The 18,193-nt window shown below is 63.5% G+C and carries 16 protein-coding genes and 1 tRNA gene; 5 read left to right on the top strand and 12 right to left on the bottom strand.

All coding sequences use genetic code 11. The features are described 5' to 3' along the window. Window positions 1–5: 5 nt before the first annotated feature. Together gatA and gatC are read right to left on the bottom strand one after the other, a co-directional pair. A complete protein-coding gene (gatA, locus tag BCY88_RS19280; RefSeq protein ID WP_120345798.1) occupies window positions 6–1,493 on the bottom strand; it encodes an Asp-tRNA(Asn)/Glu-tRNA(Gln) amidotransferase subunit GatA in 1,488 nt (495 codons plus the stop codon). Between the two features lie 43 nt (window positions 1,494–1,536). Beyond that, window positions 1,537–1,836, bottom strand: coding sequence for an Asp-tRNA(Asn)/Glu-tRNA(Gln) amidotransferase subunit GatC (gene gatC / locus BCY88_RS19275; RefSeq protein ID WP_120345797.1), 300 nt, complete (start codon window positions 1,834–1,836; stop codon window positions 1,537–1,539). Between the two features lie 380 nt (window positions 1,837–2,216). On the opposite strand from gatC, the gene BCY88_RS19270 reads away from it, so the two are divergent. From BCY88_RS19270 to rodA, 5 genes are all read left to right on the top strand, one after another. Continuing rightward, window positions 2,217–3,260: a rod shape-determining protein gene (locus BCY88_RS19270; protein WP_004189550.1), complete on the top strand. Its 1,044-nt coding sequence runs from the start codon at window positions 2,217–2,219 to the stop codon at window positions 3,258–3,260. Between the two features lie 153 nt (window positions 3,261–3,413). Continuing rightward, on the top strand, window positions 3,414–4,514 hold the full coding sequence (gene mreC, locus BCY88_RS19265) for a rod shape-determining protein MreC (protein WP_120345796.1): 1,101 nt from the start codon (window positions 3,414–3,416) through the stop codon (window positions 4,512–4,514). Continuing rightward, entirely contained in the window at window positions 4,511–5,023 is a 513-nt protein-coding gene (mreD, locus tag BCY88_RS19260; RefSeq protein ID WP_097390898.1) for a rod shape-determining protein MreD, read from the top strand. The genes mreC and mreD overlap by 4 nt, the downstream gene beginning before the upstream one ends. Window positions 5,024–5,164: 141 nt before the next feature. After that, window positions 5,165–7,480 carry a penicillin-binding protein 2 gene (mrdA, locus tag BCY88_RS19255; RefSeq protein ID WP_120345795.1) on the top strand — a complete coding sequence of 772 codons (2,316 nt, stop codon included), beginning with the start codon at window positions 5,165–5,167 and terminating at the stop codon, window positions 7,478–7,480. Between the two features lie 10 nt (window positions 7,481–7,490). After that, window positions 7,491–8,639 (top strand): rod shape-determining protein RodA, encoded by a 1,149-nt coding sequence (gene rodA / locus BCY88_RS19250; RefSeq protein WP_120345794.1) that lies wholly within the window; start codon window positions 7,491–7,493, stop codon window positions 8,637–8,639. A 122-nt stretch (window positions 8,640–8,761) separates the two neighbouring features. Here rodA and BCY88_RS19245 read toward each other — a convergent pair whose 3' ends face one another. The 10 genes from BCY88_RS19245 to rsmB form a co-directional block, all read right to left on the bottom strand. Next, window positions 8,762–9,466 (bottom strand): tetratricopeptide repeat protein, encoded by a 705-nt coding sequence (locus tag BCY88_RS19245; protein WP_120345793.1) that lies wholly within the window; start codon window positions 9,464–9,466, stop codon window positions 8,762–8,764. Next, a complete protein-coding gene (locus BCY88_RS19240; protein ID WP_120345792.1) occupies window positions 9,463–10,245 on the bottom strand; it encodes an HpcH/HpaI aldolase family protein in 783 nt (260 codons plus the stop codon). The genes BCY88_RS19245 and BCY88_RS19240 overlap by 4 nt, the downstream gene beginning before the upstream one ends. Before the next feature lie 215 nt (window positions 10,246–10,460). Further along, on the bottom strand, window positions 10,461–10,904 hold the full coding sequence (gene queD, locus BCY88_RS19235; protein WP_093634683.1) for a 6-carboxytetrahydropterin synthase QueD: 444 nt from the start codon (window positions 10,902–10,904) through the stop codon (window positions 10,461–10,463). A 9-nt stretch (window positions 10,905–10,913) separates the two neighbouring features. Continuing rightward, on the bottom strand, window positions 10,914–11,546 hold the full coding sequence (queE, locus tag BCY88_RS19230; RefSeq protein WP_120345833.1) for a 7-carboxy-7-deazaguanine synthase: 633 nt from the start codon (window positions 11,544–11,546) through the stop codon (window positions 10,914–10,916). Window positions 11,547–11,637: 91 nt separating this feature from the next. Beyond that, on the bottom strand, window positions 11,638–12,369 hold the full coding sequence (queC, locus tag BCY88_RS19225) for a 7-cyano-7-deazaguanine synthase QueC (protein ID WP_120345791.1): 732 nt from the start codon (window positions 12,367–12,369) through the stop codon (window positions 11,638–11,640). Between the two features lie 447 nt (window positions 12,370–12,816). Then, window positions 12,817–12,892, bottom strand: a tRNA-Phe gene (locus tag BCY88_RS19220). A gap of 116 nt (window positions 12,893–13,008) precedes the next feature. Then, window positions 13,009–13,698: a response regulator transcription factor EsaR gene (gene esaR, locus BCY88_RS19215; RefSeq protein ID WP_120345790.1), complete on the bottom strand. Its 690-nt coding sequence runs from the start codon at window positions 13,696–13,698 to the stop codon at window positions 13,009–13,011. Continuing rightward, a complete protein-coding gene (locus BCY88_RS19210) occupies window positions 13,699–16,113 on the bottom strand; it encodes a sensor histidine kinase (RefSeq protein ID WP_120345789.1) in 2,415 nt (804 codons plus the stop codon). It abuts the gene before it with no gap. Beyond that, a complete protein-coding gene (locus BCY88_RS19205; RefSeq protein ID WP_120345832.1) occupies window positions 16,103–16,702 on the bottom strand; it encodes a DUF4390 domain-containing protein in 600 nt (199 codons plus the stop codon). The genes BCY88_RS19210 and BCY88_RS19205 overlap by 11 nt, the downstream gene beginning before the upstream one ends. Then, window positions 16,699–18,138 carry a 16S rRNA (cytosine(967)-C(5))-methyltransferase RsmB gene (gene rsmB / locus BCY88_RS19200; RefSeq protein WP_120345788.1) on the bottom strand — a complete coding sequence of 480 codons (1,440 nt, stop codon included), beginning with the start codon at window positions 18,136–18,138 and terminating at the stop codon, window positions 16,699–16,701. The genes BCY88_RS19205 and rsmB overlap by 4 nt, the downstream gene beginning before the upstream one ends. Window positions 18,139–18,193 lie beyond the last annotated feature (55 nt).

Here is an 18,193-nt window from a genome sequence, read left to right as displayed (position 1 = left end):
GGTGCTCACACTCCTGCCGGCGCTTTGCGGTGCCAATCGGTCGCGCGCTGGAACGCGTCGGCCACTTGCAGCATCCGGGCTTCATTGAAATAGTTGCCGATGATCTGCAGACCCACCGGACGCTGCGCGTTCGCGCCGGCGCCGAAGCCGCACGGCACGCTCATGCCCGGCAAACCGGCGAGGCTCACCGACAACGTGTAGATGTCGGCCAGATACATCTGCACCGGGTCGTCGCCCTTCGCGCCCAGGTCCCACGCCACCGACGGCGCCACCGGCCCCATGATCACGTCGCACTGCTTGAACGCTTCCTGGAAGTCCTGCGCAATGATGCGGCGGATCTTCTGCGCTTGCAGGTAGTACGCGTCGTAATAGCCGTGCGACAGCACGTAGGCGCCCACCAGAATGCGGCGCTTCACTTCCGGACCAAAGCCTTCGGCACGCGACTTCTTGTACATGTCGAGCAGATCGCCGTATTCCGCCGCGCGATGGCCGAAGCGCACGCCGTCGAAACGCGACAGGTTCGACGAGGCTTCCGCCGGCGCGATCACGTAGTACACCGGGATCGACAGCTCGGTTTTCGGCAACGAGACTTCCACCAGCGTGGCGCCCAACGCTTCGTATTGCTTCAATGCAGCGTCGATCGAGGCGCGCACGTCGCTGGCGAGGCCTTCGCCGAAATATTCTTTCGGCAAGCCGATGCGCAGACCGGCGAGCGGCTTGTCCGCACCGTCTTCTTTCCACGTCTTGCCGATGTAGCGCGTGAAATCTTCGTCTTCGCGCGTGAGGCTGGTCGAATCGCGCTCGTCGAAACCGGCCATGGCATTGAGCAGCGTGGCGCAATCAGCGGCTGTTTGAGCCATCGGGCCGCCCTGATCCAGCGACGACGCGAACGCGATCATGCCGTAGCGCGACACGCGGCCGTACGTCGGCTTGATGCCGGTGATGCCGGAGAACGACGCCGGCTGACGGATCGAGCCGCCCGTATCGGTGCCGGTGGCAGCCGGCGCGAGCCGCGCCGCCACAGCCGCCGCCGAGCCGCCCGACGAACCGCCCGGCACAGCCTGACGATCCCACGGATTCTGCACGGGGCCAAAGTACGAATTCTCGTTGGACGAGCCCATCGCGAACTCGTCCATATTGGTTTTGCCCACGCACACCATGCCGGCGCTCTGCAGACGCGCGACCACCGTCGCGTCGAACGGGCTTTCGTAGTTCGACAGCATCTTCGAGCCGGCCGTGGAGCGCCAGCCTTTGGTGACGAACACGTCTTTGTGCGCGATCGGCAGGCCGACCAGCGGGCCGGCGTGGCCGGTGTGAAGCAGTGCGTCGGCCGCTTTCGCCTGCGCGAGCGTCAGGTCGGCGTCGACCTGGATGAAGGCGTTGAGGCTATTGGCCGCGTCGATCCGCTTCAGATAGAGCTGTGCCAGTTCGACTGCGGAGCATTCCTTGGCCGCTAGGGCGGCACGCAGTTCGGTCAAGCTTTTTTCATGCATTGCGTTTTATCCTGGGCTTGATTCGCGAGTCTTGGTCGATCACTTACTCGATCACTTTCGGCACGAGGTACAGACCGTCCTGCACGGCCGGCGCCGGGCGCTGGAAAGCTTCGCGGTCGACCGTTTCGGTCACGGCGTCGTTACGCAGACGCAGCGCCACGTCCTCGATCTGCTCGATCGGATGGGCGAGCGGGGCGATACCGGTGGTATCGACCGCCTGCATTTGCTCGACGAGGCCGAAGAAATCATTGAGCTGGGCGAGCGTGTGCTCGGCGTCGGCTTCAGCCAGTTCGAGCCGCGCGAGGTGCGCGATGCGTTTAACATCGGTCAGGGTCAGAGCCATGCAGTCACCGGAAAATGTGGTGGACCGCCGCAGCGCGGGAAAAACGATGCTGCGACAGCGGGTTACGACACTGGAGGAAGACCTCGAAAAAGGGGCCAGCGGCGGCAAAAAGTGCCGTCCGTTTCCTTCAAAACATCCAAAATTATAAGGTATCATTACGCGTTCGACCCAAACCCGGACCGACTTACCAAGGCCTTTCTGAACAATTCCCAAAGATCGTTCGGATTTTTCTGTCTTGGCCTTGCACCGGCCTCCGGTAGACTCCCTCGCAGCTTCAAGTTCCTGTGGCGCCGCTTCCGCCCGGTTGAAGCTGTTATTTTTTCCGCTGCCGCCCTGCGCATACGTTGTGAGGGCTGGCCCCAAGCGAGACAGGATTTTGAATGTTCGGTTTTTTGCGCAGCTACTTCTCCAACGACCTGGCGATTGACCTTGGCACTGCCAACACGCTGATCTACATGCGTGGCAAGGGTATCGTTCTTGACGAACCGTCGGTGGTTTCGATCCGCCAGGAAGGCGGTCCCAATGGTAAAAAGACCATTCAGGCCGTCGGCAAGGAAGCCAAGCAGATGCTTGGCAAGGTGCCCGGCAACATCGAGGCGATCCGCCCGATGAAAGACGGCGTGATCGCCGACTTCACCGTTACCGAACAGATGATCAAGCAGTTCATCAAAACTGCTCACGAATCACGCATGTTCTCGCCGTCGCCGCGCATCATCATCTGCGTGCCGTGCGGTTCGACCCAGGTCGAGCGTCGCGCCATTAAAGAAGCCGCGCACGGTGCGGGCGCTTCGCAGGTCTACCTCATCGAAGAACCCATGGCTGCCGCAATCGGCGCCGGCCTGCCGGTGTCGGAAGCAACCGGCTCGATGGTCGTCGATATCGGCGGCGGCACGACCGAAGTCGGCGTGATCTCGCTTGGCGGCATCGTGTACAAGGGTTCGGTCCGCGTCGGCGGCGACAAGTTCGACGAAGCCATCGTCAACTACATCCGCCGCAACTACGGCATGCTGATCGGCGAGCAGACCGCTGAAGCGATCAAGAAGGAAATCGGCTCTGCGTTCCCGGGTTCCGAAGTCAAGGAAATGGAAGTGAAGGGCCGCAACCTGTCGGAAGGCATTCCGCGCAGCTTCACGATCTCCAGCAACGAAATTCTCGAAGCCCTCACCGATCCGCTGAACCAGATCGTGTCGTCGGTGAAGATCGCGCTCGAACAAACGCCGCCGGAACTGGGCGCCGACATCGCCGAGCGCGGCATGATGCTCACGGGCGGTGGCGCACTGCTGCGCGACCTGGACCGCCTGCTTGCCGAAGAAACCGGCCTGCCGGTGCTCGTCGCCGAAGACCCGCTGACCTGCGTTGTGCGCGGCTCGGGCATGGCGCTCGAACGCATGGACAAGCTGGGCAGCATCTTCTCGTACGAGTAAGCGAGCCCGTCTCCATGTCAGTAGCGCGGATCAGGCAAACGGCCCCTTGCGGGCCGGTTTGCCGTTGGCTGGGCCTGCCAGCCTCCGCGCGCTGAACGCGCGTCCCTCGCGCGCCGCCGTCTCACCCAACCGCTCACGCCCCCGGCGCCGACCATGGAATACAGTCCGCCGCCCCTGTTCAAGCAAGGCCCTTCCGCCCTCGCACGGCTGGTGTTTTTCGTCGTGCTGGCGCTCGCCCTGCTGATCTCCGATGCACGCTTCAAAACGCTCGAAATCGTTCGCGGCGTGCTCGGCGCGGGTCTTTATCCGTTGCAACGCGCAGCCCTCGTGCCGCGCGACATTTTCATGGGCGCGGCCGACCTGGCTGTGACCAGCGCCACATTGCGCAGCGAAAACGACAAACTGCGCGCCAAAGATCTGCAACTCTCGCAGCAAGCCAATACGGCCGCCGAACTGGCCGCCGAAAACACCCATCTGCGCGCGCTGCTGCAACTCTCGCAGCGCTCGACCACGCAATCGCTGCCCGCTGAAATCCAGTACGACACGCGCGATCCGTTCACGCAGAAGGTCGTGATCGGCCGCGGCGCTCAGCAAGGCGTCCAGGACGGCTCGCCGGTCGTCAACGAAGACGGCGTGATCGGGCAAGTCACCCGGGTGTTCCCGCTGCAAGCCGAAGTGACGCTGCTCACGGACAAAGATCAGGCGGTGCCCGTGCAGATCGTGCGCACCGGCCTGCGCAGCGTGATTTACGGCACGCCGAAGGGCGATACGCTCGATCTGCGCTTCGTGCCGATCAGCGCCGACGTGCAAACCGGCGACGAACTCGTCACCAGCGGACTCGACGGCGTTTATCCGCCGGGGCTGCCGGTCGCCAAGGTCGTGCGGGTCGACAAGCAGGCCGATACGGCGTTCGCGCGCGTGATCTGCTTGCCGGTTGCGCCGGTGCGCGGTGCGCGTCAGTTGCTGGTGCTGCACTATCTGAACAATGTGCCGCCTCGTCCTGCGGAAGAACCCGACGCGGCCACGACCGCCAAAGACGTGAAAGCGAAGAAGGGCAGCAAGGCCACGGCGGACAAATCCGCTGCGAAGCCTGCCGAAAAACCGGCCGCCCCTGCCAAGCCCGCTGAGAAGCCGCCTGCCAAAGCCACCGGCACGGAGAAGAAAGCCGCTACTGAAAAGAAACCGGCCGCTGAAAAGGCCGACAAGGCTGACAAGGGCACGAAGCCGCAAGCCACGCCGGGGGCCCAGCCATGAACCGTCCGCAATACATCCTGCAGCCGGTCAATCCGTACTTCATCGCCTTCAGCCTCGCCGCCGCGTTCCTGCTGAATCTGATGCCGTGGGGGCGCCTTGCCGGCGTACCGGACTTCGTCGCGCTCGTGCTGCTGTTCTGGAACGTGCACCAGCCGCGCAAAGTCGGCATGGGCATCGCGTTCTTTCTCGGCTTGCTGATGGACGTACACAACGCCAGCCTGCTCGGCGAGCACGCGCTGGCGTATACGTTGTTGTCGTATGGCGCGATTACGATCCATCGCCGGGTGCTGTGGATGTCGCTCGGCGTGCAGACCTTCGCGGTCATGCCGCTGCTGGTCGTCGCGCAACTGGTGCCGTTCGTGATCCGTCTGCTGACAGGCGCGGCGTTTCCAGGCTGGAGTTATCTGATCGACGGCTTCGTCGAAGCGGCGCTGTGGCCGGTCGCCAGTATGTTGCTGCTAATGCCGCAACGCCGCCCGGCTGATCCGGACGATACGCGGCCAATTTAACTACGCATCGAGCACGCCGGCCGTTCCGATGGAACCCGCTTACCCGGCCCGCTCGACGCGCATCGCTGTTCATGCCTCCCGGTTCCGGCCGGTTTGGGCGCACACTCATGATGGCCGTCACACGGCCTTTTGCAGAATCGCATGACCGAATTCAAGGACACTCAGCAACAGCTCTCGAAGTTCCGCCTGCGCGTCGCGGCGGCGGGCGTGTTCGTGTTCGTCTGCTTCGGGTTGATCGGCTTCCGTTTCCTTGTCCTGCAGGTCTGGCACTACAGCAAGTACTCGCTGCAAGCCGACGAAAACCGCATCTCGGTCGCGCCGATCGTGCCAAACCGGGGCATCATCACCGACCGTAACGGGGTGGTGCTGGCCAAGAACTACTCGGCTTATACGCTCGAAATCACCCCGTCGAAGCTGAACGACACGCTCGAAAACGTGATCGACAACCTGGCCACCGTGGTCTCGATCGACGCACGCGACCGGCGTCGCTTCAAGAAGCTGCAGGAAGACTCGAAGAACTTCGAAAGCCTGCCGATCCGCACCCGCCTCACCGACGACGAAGTCGCGCGCTTCACCGCGCAACGCTTCCGCTTTCCGGGCGTGGAAGTGCGCGCGCGCCTGTTCCGTCAATACCCGCTTGGGCCCACCGCGGCACACGTGATCGGTTACATCGGCCGGATTTCGCAGCGCGATCAGGACCGTATCGACGACGCCAGCGATCAGAACGACAGCGATCCAGACCACTACGATCCGCGCCTCGACGCGAACAACTACAAGGGCACCGACTACATCGGCAAGATCGGCGTCGAGCAGAGCTACGAGACGGAACTGCACGGCCAGACCGGTTTTGAGGAAGTCGAAGTAACCGCCGGTGGCCGGCCTGTACGCACACTGTCGCGCACCCAGGCAACGCCGGGCAACAACCTCGAACTGTCGCTCGATATCGGCCTGCAGCAGGTCGCCGAGCAGGCCTTCGCTGGCCGCCGCGGGGCGCTGGTCGCGATCGAGCCGGCAACCGGCGACGTGCTGGCGTTCGTGTCGGCGCCGAGCTTCGATCCGAATTCGTTCGTCGACGGCATCGATCAGCAGACCTGGGACGAGCTCAACAACTCGCCCGACCACCCGCTCCTGAACCGTCCGCTGCACGGCACCTATCCGCCTGGCTCGACCTACAAGCCGTTCATGGCGCTCGCGGCGCTAACGCTGCATAAGCGCACCACGAGCTGGGGCTTCCAGGATCCGGGCTCGTACACGTTCGGCGGCCATACGTTCCGCAACGACGTGCGCTCAGGCCAGGGCTGGGTCGACATGAACCGCGCGATCGTCGTGTCGAACGATACGTATTTCTACATGCTCGCGCACGATCTGGGCGTCAACAACATCGCCAATTTCATGAAGCCCTGGGGCTTCGGCCAGATCACCGGCATCGACATTTCGGGCGAAGCGCGCGGCATCCTGCCATCGACGGAATGGAAGCGCAAGGCGTACCGCAAACCCGAGCAGCAGCGCTGGTATGAAGGTGAAACGATCAGTCTCGGCATCGGCCAGGGCTATAACTCGTTCACCATTCTGCAACTCGCCCACGCCACGGCCACGCTCGCGAATAACGGTATCGTGATGAAGCCCCACCTCGTGCGCGACATCGAAAATCCGATCACGAAAGAGACGCGCGCGGTCGTGCGCGATCCGAGCGACCGGATCGCCGTGAAGCAATCGGACATCGACTTCATCAAGCACGCAATGGAAGGCGTCGTGACCAACGGGACGGCTTCGAAGCTGTTCATCGGCGCGCCGTATCAGGCAGCCGGCAAGACCGGCACGGCCCAGGTCTACTCGCTGCAAGGCGCGAACTACAAGGGTCACGCGATCGCGGAACATTTGCGCGACCACGCGCTGTTCATCGCCTTTGCGCCTGTCGAACAACCGAAAATCGCGGTCGCGCTGATCGTCGAGAACGGCGGCTGGGGTGCTGAGGCCGCCGGTCCGATCGCACGCCGCGTGCTCGATTACTACCTGGTCGGCAAGAACAAGCCCGGTGCTGAAGCAGCGGCTGTCGCGGCGGCGGCCTCGGCAACCCAGGATGCGTCAGCGCCTGAAGTGGGCGGCGCACCGACGCCGCAGGACGCGGCGCAGCCGGTCAAGGTCGCGGCGGGCTTCACGCCGCTGCCGATGCCCGGCGCCGCTTCGGCCGCGGCGGCGGCTTCCGCTGCGGCGGCTGCATCGGCAACGGCCGCAGCGCCGGCTACCGCAGCGGCTGCTTCCGCACCAGCCGCATCGGCAGCCGCCGCAGCTTCCGCGCCTGCCGCGGCAAGGAGCCCGGCGCCGCGTAAATCCGGCGTCCCGCACAAACCCCGCGCAGCCAGCGAACCGGCACCGACCGCCGCGGCGCCGTCGCGGGACAACAGTATTCAGCCTACGTCGCCAGGCCAGCCGGTTTCCGGCGGCATCGACGAGTAAGGAGAAAGGCATGCAATTCGACAAGCGCGCCTGGCTCGACCGCATCAAGCGGATGTTCGTGGGCTTCGACCGGCCGCTCGCGCTGATCGTGTTTCTGCTGCTGTGTGTCGGCATCGTCACGCTCTACAGCGCGACGCTGGACATGCCCGGCCGGGTGGAAGACCAACTGCGCAACATCCTGTTGACGTTCGTGCTCATGTGGGCGCTGGCCAATGTACCGCCCACCACGCTGATGCGCTTCGCGGTCCCGCTCTATACGTTCGGGATCGCGTTACTGGTGGCGGTGGCGCTGTTCGGTCTCACGCGCAAAGGCGCCAAGCGCTGGATCAACGTCGGCGTGGTGATCCAGCCGTCGGAGATTCTGAAGATCGCCACACCGCTGATGCTCGCGTGGTACTACCAGCGCCGCGAAGGCGTAATGCGCTGGTACGACTTTCTGGTCGGCTTCCTGATCCTGATCGTTCCGGTCGGCCTGATCGCCAAGCAGCCGGACCTTGGCACCGCCGTGCTGGTGTTTGCGGCCGGCTTCTTCGTGATTTACTTCGCGGGGCTCAGTTTCAAGCTGATCGTGCCGGTGCTGATTGCCGGTGTGATCGCCGTCGGCTCGATCGCGATATTCCAGGACAAGATCTGTCAGCCGGAAGTGCAGTGGCCGCTGATGCACGACTATCAGAAGCACCGTATCTGTACGCTGCTCGATCCGACGTCCGATCCGCTTGGCAAGGGCTTCCATACCATTCAGGCGGTGATTGCAATCGGCTCGGGCGGCCCGCTCGGCAAGGGCTGGTTGAAGGGTACCCAGGCGCATCTGGAGTTCATTCCAGAGAAGCATACCGACTTCATTTTCGCCGTGTTTTCCGAGGAATTCGGGCTGGCGGGCGGGATCGTGCTGCTCACGCTTTACATGTTGCTGATCGCGCGCGGGCTGTATATCGCGGCCAATGGCGCGACGCTGTTTGGACGGCTGCTGGCCGGCTCACTGACAATGGCGTTCTTCACCTATGCGTTCGTCAACATCGGCATGGTGAGCGGGATCTTGCCGGTGGTGGGCGTGCCGTTGCCGTTCATGAGTTACGGCGGCACCGCGCTGACGACGCTGGGGGTCGCGATCGGCCTCATCATGAGCATCGCGCGGCAAAAGCGGTTGATGCAGAGTTAGCACGAGGCAGCGCCTCGGCTGCTAGCGTTGCCACACGACGTGGCATAACGCAGAACGAAGCCTGAATAAACAAAAGGGGCGCCCCGTGAGAAGCGCCCCTTTTTCATTCAATGCGGTCGTGTTTACTGCGGTTTCACTTCGCGCTGATCCCGCAACTGCGCGCTCAGTTGCTGATACTTGAGCTTCGCCGCCGGATCGCCCTGTGCCGCCGCTGCCGCGTAATAGGCACGCGCTACATTCAGATTCTTGTCCACGCCGTCGCCACCGCGCTCGTAGAACGAGCCGGTCACGTACTGCGCGGTCATGTCGCCGCCTTGCGCGGCCTTCTTGTACCAGACGAACGCCTGCCGGTTGTCGCGCCCCGTACCGCGGCCATCGAGGAACTGATTGGCCAGCGCGAGCTCCGCCTGCACGTGCCCCTGCTGCGCGGCCTTCAGGAACCAACGGTGCGCCTCGACCGGATCACGGCCAACGAACTCACCGTCGTCATACATCTTGCCGTACACGTACTGCGCGTGCGACATGTTGGCGTCGGCAGCTTTGCGCAGCCACTTCTTGCCTTCTTCGACATTGGCCGCGGTGCCTTCTCCGTTGAGCAGCATCATCGCGTAGTTGAACTCGGCAAGCCGGCTGCCGCGCTCCGCTGCTTTACGGAACTCTGTCAGCGCCGCACCCAGATTGCCGGCGTTGTAATCGGCGACCGCGGTTTGCGTCTCCGGATCGTTGGACTTCGCGACACGGTTGTCCTGCGCATACGCCGTCACGCTCGCTGTCAACGCCGCCGCTACCGCCAGACGCACCGCGACGCACTGCACCATCCCCTTCATGTCCTCACCTCCTGCAACGCCTGGCGGGTCGCGCGCAACATCCACATGACGTCGGCGGCCAGGGCAATAAAACGAAAACCGGCATCGCGATGCTGCTTTGCGCCCGCGGCGTCCATGGCAAAAATTCCGCTGGCAATGCCAGCCTTGTCGGCGGCGCTGACGATGCGCGCCATGGCCGCCTGCACGTCGGCATGCTTCGAATCGCCCAGGTGACCGAGGCTCGCAGCGAGATCGGCCGGCCCGACGAACAGGCAATCGACACCCGGCGTCGCCGCGATCTTTTCGACCTCCTGCAAGCCGCGCGCTGACTCGATCTGCACGATGGTCGCGATCTGTGCGTTGGCGGTTTGCACGTAGTCGCGCCGCATGCCGTACGAAGCGGCTCGCACCACGCCGGCGACGCCGCGCTGGCCGTCGAGCGCATCGGCGGTGGGATATTGCGTCAGGCGCACGGCGTGTGCCGCCTCTTCCGCGGATTCGATATTCGGGAACATCAGCGTGCGCGCGCCCGCATCCAGGACGCGCTTGACGAGCCACGCCTCGCTGGCCGGCACGCGCACGACGGGCTCGCTCGGCAGATGCGCGGCGGCGATCGCGCGCAGTTGCGACGTCACGTCGCCACTATCGTTTGGCGCATGCTCCATGTCGATCAGCAGCCAGTCGAAACCGGCGTGCGCGAGCGCCTCAGCCGCGGTATCGCTGCCGAGCGAAAGCCACAGGCCGAACAGCGGATCGGCTTCTTTCAACCGTTGTTTGAGGGGGTTTGTGAAGGTGCTCATTGCCGCGCTCCCTGGCGACGGGGCACGTCGCCTGAAGCGCGGTTGAGGATGCTGGCGTGGCGGAACCGGCCAAGGCCTGATCCTGGGCGGCCTGAGTGCCTGCTGCGACGCAATGCGGTGACCGGCATGTCTCGCTCCGTGTGGTTATCGGAGCGATCATACCGTGACAATAACGCGGAGGTTGGGCCGCGAAGTCGACTCGCGCGGCCCCGGGATCAATCGCGGACCACGTCGGCCCAACAATTCGGCGTCTCGAACAGACGCACCTTATGCAAACGCAGATTCACGCCGTAATGCGCGTCGTAGACGTTCGCGAGGATGTCGAACGCGACGGCGGCAAGATTTTCGACGGTAGGAATGCGATCGAGCACAACGGTTTTGTGCCCCGCCATGGTTTCGAGAAAACCGCGTACCTGCGTATCGCCTTCGTAGACGAGGAACGCATGGTCCCACTTGTCGACCAGATGCTCGACCGCGAGCGACTTCACGTCGGCGAAGTCCATCACCATGCCGCGATCCGGCGCGCCTTCGGTGTCGACCAGGTCGCCTTGCAGCGTGATTTCGAGCACATAGCGATGGCCATGCAGATTACGGCACTGGCTGCGGTGATCGGGGATGCGGTGACCCGCGTCGAATTCGAGTTTTCGTGTAATCGTCAGCACGGCAAATCAGGGAATGTTCAGATACTTGTGGGTCTGCATCGACAGGCGCCATTGCGGATGGCGTTTGCACCAGTCGATCGCGAGCTTCGTGTTGAGGTCGCGCGACGGGCCGTCCATCGGCTGGACGAGGAAATACTCGAAGTCGAGCTTCGCATACTCGGACAAGCGCTGGTTGTCCTGCGGAATCACGACCTTCAATTCGTTGCCCTTCGTGACGACGAGCGGCGCATCGGCCTTCGGGCTCACGCAGATCCAGTCGATCGTCTCGAGCACCGGCAGTGAGCCGTTGGTTTCGATGGCGATTTCGAAGCCGGCGGCATGCAACGCATCGACCAACGGCTGATCGATCTGCAACATCGGCTCACCGCCCGTGCAGACCACGAAGCGCTCGCCCTCGCCTTGCGGCCATTGCGACGCGATCATCCGCACCAGCTCTTCGGCGGTGCGGTACTTGCCGCCGTTCTCGCCATCAGTGCCGACAAAGTCCGTATCGCAGAAGCGGCACACCGCATCCGCACGATCTTCTTCGCGGCCCGACCACAGATTGCAGCCGGCGAACCGGCAGAACACAGCCGGACGCCCGGCATTCGCGCCCTCGCCCTGCAACGTGTAGAAGATTTCCTTGACCGCGTAAGTCATGCTGCTGCCTGCCTTGTGTTCCTGAAAATAGTTGCGTGCGCTGCGCCCGTTCGTTCGCACGGCACGCGAGCGTAAAACAGGCGTGAAAGCGTCAGACCGGCTCAGCCACCTTCTCGCCGGCCAGGTACGCTTCATAACCGCGCTTGCGCAAGCGGCACGCCGGGCATTCGCCGCAGCCGAAACCCCACTCGTGCAGTTCGGCGCGCTCGCCGACATAACAGGTGTGCGTCTCGACACGTACCAGTTCGACCAGTTCTTCGCCGCCCAGCTCGTGCGCGAGACGCCACGTGTCAGCCTTGTCGAGCCACATCAGCGGCGTTTCGAGCAGGAAGCGCGTGTCCATGCCGAGGTTCAGCGCGACCTGCAAGGCCTTCATCGTGTCGTCGCGGCAATCGGGGTAGCCCGAGAAGTCCGTCTCGCACATGCCGCCAACCAGCACCTGCAAACCACGCCGATAAGCAATGGCGCCTGCAATCGTCATGAACATCAGATTGCGGCCCGGCACGAACGTATTCGGCAAACCGTTGGCCGTGGCGTGAATCTCGATCTCGCGCGTCATCGCGGTATCGCTGATCGAACCGAGCACCGACAGGTCGATCATGTGATCTTCGCCGAGGCGGTCGGCCCACGCCGGAAAGGCACGCACCACACCGTTGCGGAACCCCTCGCGGCATTCGAGTTCGACTCGGTGCCGCTGGCCATAATCGAAGCCTAGCGTCTCAACCGTTTCATAACGTTCAAGCGCCCAGGCGAGGCACGTGGCGGAATCCTGGCCGCCGGAAAACAGCACCAGAGCGCTACGTTTAGCGTCTTTGCGGATCACCGTGAAACTCCGTGAATGATGAGTGCCACGTCGCGCTACACGAGGTGCGCCATGCAAGCAACGCGGCGCGACGCGTGCCGGCACTGCTGCCGGCCCAAAGCAGTATAGGCCGCGCCTTCCGCATGCAGAGTCGCTGGGCGCTTATACCGTTAATCGTCGGGCGAAGAATCTGGCACCTGTTGCGGCCTCGCCGTGTTGCGGCAGAGTGCGCAAAAGGCCCAGCTTCGGGATACGAAAAGACCTGTCTGATGCGGTGCCGCACCCATCGCGCGCCCGCATGCAAGTCCTTGAACTGGCGCGATTTTATCACGCGACGCCCAATGCCGCCGAGCACGCTCTGGTGCGGCAGCAAACAAGCAATGCCGCTGCGAAAACGCCAGGGAGCGCCTGCGAACGCACACAAAAGGAAAAGCCCCAGGAATCTTGCGATTTCCTGGGGCTGAATCCTGGTGGCCTGGGACGGAATCGAACCATCGACACGCGGATTTTCAATCCGCTGCTCTACCAACTGAGCTACCGGGCCAACGAAGAACGAAATGATATCAAAGGGTCAGCAGCACGGCAAGCCCCTTGTCGAAAAAATCCGCTGCGGCCGAACCTGCGCGCATGCGCGGCGGGGCACGCGGGTCGCGGTGCCCCTCACTCTCCTTTGTTCTTGCCGAGATCGACGCCGAGTTGCTTGAGCTTGCGATACAGGTGCGTACGCTCAAGGCCGGTCTTCTCCGCGACGCGCGTCATGCTGCCATTCTCGCGCGCGAGGTGATATTCGAAGTAAGCGCGCTCGAACGCATCACGCGCGTCGCGCAACGGGATGTCGAACGAAATCGACGCCGTTTGCGCAGCCAACGCGCCGCTGCCCATGCCATCCGACGACAGCATCGGCAACGCGGCCGCGGATGCCACAGCCGACGCACTGACCGGCAACACCTGCTTGGCGACCGCGCCGCCCGGTGCACTTGCCGCATTGCCGCGCGCGAGGCCTTGCTCGACCGCCTTCAGCAGCTTCTGCAACGCAATCGGCTTCTCGAGGAAGTTGAGCGCGCCGATCTTGGTCGCTTCAACTGCCGTATCGATGGTTGCATGACCGGACATCATGATCACCGGCATGGTCAGTTGCCCTTGCGCGGCCCATTCTTTGAGCAAGGTCACACCGTCGGTATCGGGCATCCAGATGTCGAGCAGCACCAGGTCCGGCGCCTGGCGCAAACGGAACTCGCGCGCTTCCTGCGCGTTTTCCGCTGCTTCCACGACATGCCCCTCGTCGCTCAGGATCTCCGAGAGCAATTCCCGGATGCCCATTTCATCATCTACCACCAGGATGGTTGCCATTTACGCTGCCCTTGTCTGCACTGTTGCTTTTGTCATTCCCTGCGACGCATTGCCATGCGCCGGCCGCAGCCCTGCTCCAGGTGCCGCGGCATCGTCCGCCAGTTGAAGGAAGAGGATCGATATCTGCGCGCCTTCGATCACATCGCCCGCTTTCATGCGGTTGCGGATATCGATGCGCGCGCCGTGTTCGTCGACGATCTTCTTGACCATCGCAAGACCGAGGCCTGTACCTTTGGCCTTGGTTGTCACGTAAGGTTCGAATGCACGTGTGAGGATACGCGCCGGGAAGCCCGGTCCGTTGTCCGATACTGTCAGACGCACCGCGACACGTACCTTGCCTTCCGCGTCGGGGTCTCCGTATTCTACTGTCCTCGTCTCGAGCAACACATGCGACTGCGCGACGTCGGCCACGGCATCCTGCGCATTCTGCAGCAGGTTGTGAATCACCTGACGCAATTGCGTCGCGTCGCCGCGAATCGCCGGCAACTCCGCGAGCTCCACCTGAATCGCGCCCTTGCCTTCTTCGATACCGTACAGCGTCAGCACCTCGCTGACCAGTTCGTTCAGTTGCAGATGCGCAAGCACCGCCGGCGGCGTGCGCGCATAGTCGCGGAAATTGTCGACCATCTGCTTCATCGCCGCGACCTGGTTGACGATGGTGGTTGCGCCGCGCTTGAGCACATCGGCATCGGATGGCGAGAGCTTGTCGGCGAGCTTCATCTGCAAACGCTCGGCGGAAAGCTGGATCGGCGTGAGCGGATTCTTGATCTCATGCGCGAGACGCCGCGCCACTTCGCCCCAGGCAATCGAACGCTGCGCGGAGATCACGTCCGAAATATCGTCGAACACGACTACGTAGCCGGACGTCTGCATGTCTTCCGCGTCACGATCCGTGGCGGACACAAGACGCGCGCCGCGCACCAGCAAGGTGAGCGGCTCGGTTTCGCCCGGCACCTGCACCGAAAATTGCTGCTGCCAGTGGCCACGGTCGTCGTGACCGTCGCCGCTTGCCGCTTCGCGATCGGCAAACGCCTTGCGCACCATTCCGCCGAATTCGCTCAACACGCCGATTTGCTCGAGCGCCGAACCCAGCACTTCCTGGAACTGCTGACGGAAAATCCGCTCGGCGCCGCGGTTCGCCGTGGTGAGACGGAACTGCCGGTCGAACACGAACACGCCTGCGGTCAGATTCGCGAGAATGCTTTCCAGATAGGCCTTGGAATGCTCGAGCGCGATGCGGTTGTTCTCGACCGCTGCGCGCGCCTCGGACAGTTGCCGCGTCATCGCGTTGAACGACTGCGTGAGAAAGCCCAGTTCGTCGCGCGATTTGATTTCGCGCTTCGGCGTGTAGTCGCCCTCGGTCACTTCCTTGGTGCCCTGCGCGAGCAGGAACAACGGCCGCGCCAGCTGATTGCCGAGCGCAAGCGCCAGCATCATCGCGATGAACGTGGCGAGGAACAGCGCGAGCGTCAGCGTGCCGATGTACATCTTGCGCAAGCCGGTGCGGCCCAGCGCCTTTTCCTGATACTCGCGATACGCGCGCTGCACCGCATCGGCATTGCGCGCGAGCGTGGGCGACACCGGCTGCGTGAGTTGCAGGAAGCGCTCGGTAGGCTGCAGCAGCGACGCGTTCGAATCGGGAATACGCTGCACGACACGCAGCCGCAACGCGCCCTTGCCGCCATGCGCGTTCGGATCGCCGTCCACTTCACCTTCGATCGCCGCGTAGCCGCGGCCACGCGCCTGATCGATCATCAAGGGTGTGGGCAAATCATTCGACACGAGCGTTGCGTAATTGCCGGACGCCTGCGCGACCACGTGCATGTCCGGTGTCGCGCCCGACATGCTGCGCGTGGGTTCGACGATCGTCGCGTCCTGCACGCCGAACTGGTCGCGCAAGCGCAGCAGCGTCAGCGTGGTGCCGGCGGCGTCCGCACTCGCCAGCTGCTCGGACATCAGGCGGCCCTTGGTCTGCAGATCGGACAGCGACGCGTCGAGCATGCCGCGGCCGAGATTCAGGCCAGAGGTCAATGCGGTTTCGACGTTCACGTCGAACCATGACTCGATACTGCGCGACACGAACTGGTACGACACGACGTAAATGATGCCGCCCGGCACCACGCCGACCAGCGCCATGAAGAACGCGAGTTTCGCTAACAGCCGCGTGCCGAACTTACCTTTTTTGAGCCGCGCAATGATGATGATGACGAGCGTCGCCACCACCAGCAAAAAGATCATCGCGACCACGAGGTTCGCCGCGTACAGCCACTGGTAATAGCGGTCGAAAAATTCGGTATTCGCGCTCGCGGCTGCAAGCAGCACGAGCAGCAGCACGGCCGTTACGGCGACCGTGGTCACCAGCACGCGTACGACGATGCTGCTGACACTGGTGGCGCGGCGCACTTTATTTAGCACGTTCGGTCACCGTGAAGGTAAAGCGCTTCCAATCCGACGAAAGGCTCCAGTCGCGGTTGTTCACCGCGTCGATCTGGAACGGCTTGGGCATCAACGCGATGTCGAGTTGCATGCGTACCGACGCGTTGTACGTCTCCCCGGTACGCACCTGCGTGCGATCGATCACGTGCCACGACGTGACGTGCTTGATCACGGCGAGCGCGTCCTTGAGCGTGGTGAAACCGAGCTGCAATCCGCCCGACGACACGCTCGACACCCGATACTCACGCGTGAGCGGCTGGAACGACAGGCGAATGCTCTGCGACACGCTGACCGGCTGCTCGTCGAACCAGTACCAGCGTGGCCGGCTCAGCTCGAAGTCGGTCGTGAAATAGAGCGGAATCCCTTTGTTGACGGCGTCTTCGAGATTGCTGTTCAGGTCGAAGTCGAAACGCGCGTCGAGGTTCCAGCCGGTGTTGTCCGATTGCAGCGAGGCGCGCTGGACCGCAATCGAATCGGCATACGCCGCGCCCGGTGCGGCGAGCCATACGGCCAGCGCGATCCAGAGCACGGCAGCGAGCCGAAGCGGGAAGAAGCGTTTGATGGTCACCGTTTCTGAAAGCGCGCGTAGAAAAATCCGTCGTGGTCTGAGTTCGAGCCGGTGCTATCTTCAGCGGCATCTCCGGCAGGGGACCCGGCCGATGTGCCGGCGGGCGCGCGGGCAACTGAAGGTAAAAGTTGCCCCGGCGCGTCCAATCGTACCGCATCCTGATGCTTGTTTCCAAACCACTGTGCCTGCAACTCGCCTTCTTCGGGGAAGATCGAACACGTAACGTAGAGCAACTCGCCGCCTGGTTTAACGAGCGGCCAGAGTGCGTCGAGGATGCGGCGCTGCTCGGCGACCAGCGCGGGAATATCCGACGCGCGGCGCAGCCAGCGAATATCCGGGTGGCGCCGCACGATGCCCGAAGCCGAACACGGGACGTCCGCCAGAATGCGGTCGAACGGCTGGTCGATGTCGTCGTGCCATTTTGCGGGCGTGCCCGCGTCGCCGATACGCACTTCCGCTTCGAGCTTGAGCCGCAGCAAGTTTTCACCGATACGGCGCGCGCGCGACGCATCGCTTTCGAGCGCCACAAGCTGCAGGTTGGCGAGTTCGAGCAAATGACCGGTTTTGCCACCAGGCGCCGCGCACGCGTCGAGCACACGCATACCGTCACGCACGCCCAGCAGTTGCGCGGCGAGCTGCGCGCCGGCGTCCTGCACGGACACCACGCCGTCGTTAAAGCCGGGGATGCGGTCGACCGGCATCGGCGTCGCGAGCTTGACGGCGTACTCGCCGGCTCTGCTCGCCGCGATGTGATGGTCGTGCAGCATCTGCAGATAAGCGTCGACTGTCGAACGGCGTGCGTTCACGCGCAAGGTCAGCGGACCGTGTGTATTGCCAGACGCAAGCACCGCTTGCCACGCCTCGGGCCACGCGGCCCTCACCGCATCGATCCACCACGCCGGGTAGTTCCAGCGCGCGACTTCGTCGGCTTGCGCCGCGCTCAGCAGCGCCTCGCGCTCACGCAGGAAATTGCGCAGCACGGCATTGACGAGACCCTTTGCGAACGAGAACTCACGGCGCGCGGCGATTGCGCTGACCGCCTGATCGACCACCGTGAACGGCGCATAGGCGGCGTCTGCTTCATCGTCAACCAGCAAGGCGAGCGCGCAGGCAAGCACATGGCCGACGTGCGGCGGCGGCGCCTTCTTCACCAGCTTCGCGATCAGCCACTCGGCAATCGCGAGGCGGCGCATGGTGCGGTACGCGATATCCTGCACGGCCCCGCGCGCAGCGGCGGCACTGCCTTCAGGCGCGCCGACGAATACGGACTGCAGCGCGGCGGGCAAAGCCGCACCGGAGCGCACGGCGCCGACAGCCTGGCCCGCGCAGTCGAGCGCAAAGCCAAGCGATTCAGGCGCGAGGTGCAGCATCGACAGACGGGATTCGCGCGGACGCGCCGATGGAGTAGCGGAACGCGAAGAAGGCTTTGGAGTCATGAAAGAGGCAAAGGCAGGCCGCGCGGTGCGCGCAACGCAAACAACATACATTGTA

The sequence above is a fragment of the Paraburkholderia fungorum genome (assembly GCF_003610895.1).
In the GTDB taxonomy this organism is placed as follows: Bacteria; Pseudomonadota; Gammaproteobacteria; order Burkholderiales; family Burkholderiaceae; genus Paraburkholderia; species Paraburkholderia fungorum_B.
This window is presented reverse-complemented; position numbering and strand designations above follow the sequence as displayed.

What these genes read in the sequence shown, in the direction of transcription:
- gatA (WP_120345798.1), bottom strand. Translation starts at nt 1,493, where the DNA reads ATGCATGAAAAAAGCTTGACCGAACTGCGTGCCGCCCTAGCGGCCAAG.
- gatC (WP_120345797.1), bottom strand. Translation starts at nt 1,836, where the DNA reads ATGGCTCTGACCCTGACCGATGTTAAACGCATCGCGCACCTCGCGCGG.
- BCY88_RS19270 (WP_004189550.1), top strand. Translation starts at nt 2,217, where the DNA reads ATGTTCGGTTTTTTGCGCAGCTACTTCTCCAACGACCTGGCGATTGAC.
- mreC (WP_120345796.1), top strand. Translation starts at nt 3,414, where the DNA reads ATGGAATACAGTCCGCCGCCCCTGTTCAAGCAAGGCCCTTCCGCCCTC.
- mreD (WP_097390898.1), top strand. Translation starts at nt 4,511, where the DNA reads ATGAACCGTCCGCAATACATCCTGCAGCCGGTCAATCCGTACTTCATC.
- mrdA (WP_120345795.1), top strand. Translation starts at nt 5,165, where the DNA reads ATGACCGAATTCAAGGACACTCAGCAACAGCTCTCGAAGTTCCGCCTG.
- rodA (WP_120345794.1), top strand. Translation starts at nt 7,491, where the DNA reads ATGCAATTCGACAAGCGCGCCTGGCTCGACCGCATCAAGCGGATGTTC.
- BCY88_RS19245 (WP_120345793.1), bottom strand. Translation starts at nt 9,466, where the DNA reads ATGAAGGGGATGGTGCAGTGCGTCGCGGTGCGTCTGGCGGTAGCGGCG.
- BCY88_RS19240 (WP_120345792.1), bottom strand. Translation starts at nt 10,245, where the DNA reads ATGAGCACCTTCACAAACCCCCTCAAACAACGGTTGAAAGAAGCCGAT.
- queE (WP_120345833.1), bottom strand. Translation starts at nt 11,546, where the DNA reads ATGACTTACGCGGTCAAGGAAATCTTCTACACGTTGCAGGGCGAGGGC.
- esaR (WP_120345790.1), bottom strand. Translation starts at nt 13,698, where the DNA reads ATGGCAACCATCCTGGTGGTAGATGATGAAATGGGCATCCGGGAATTG.
- rsmB (WP_120345788.1), bottom strand. Translation starts at nt 18,138, where the DNA reads ATGACTCCAAAGCCTTCTTCGCGTTCCGCTACTCCATCGGCGCGTCCG.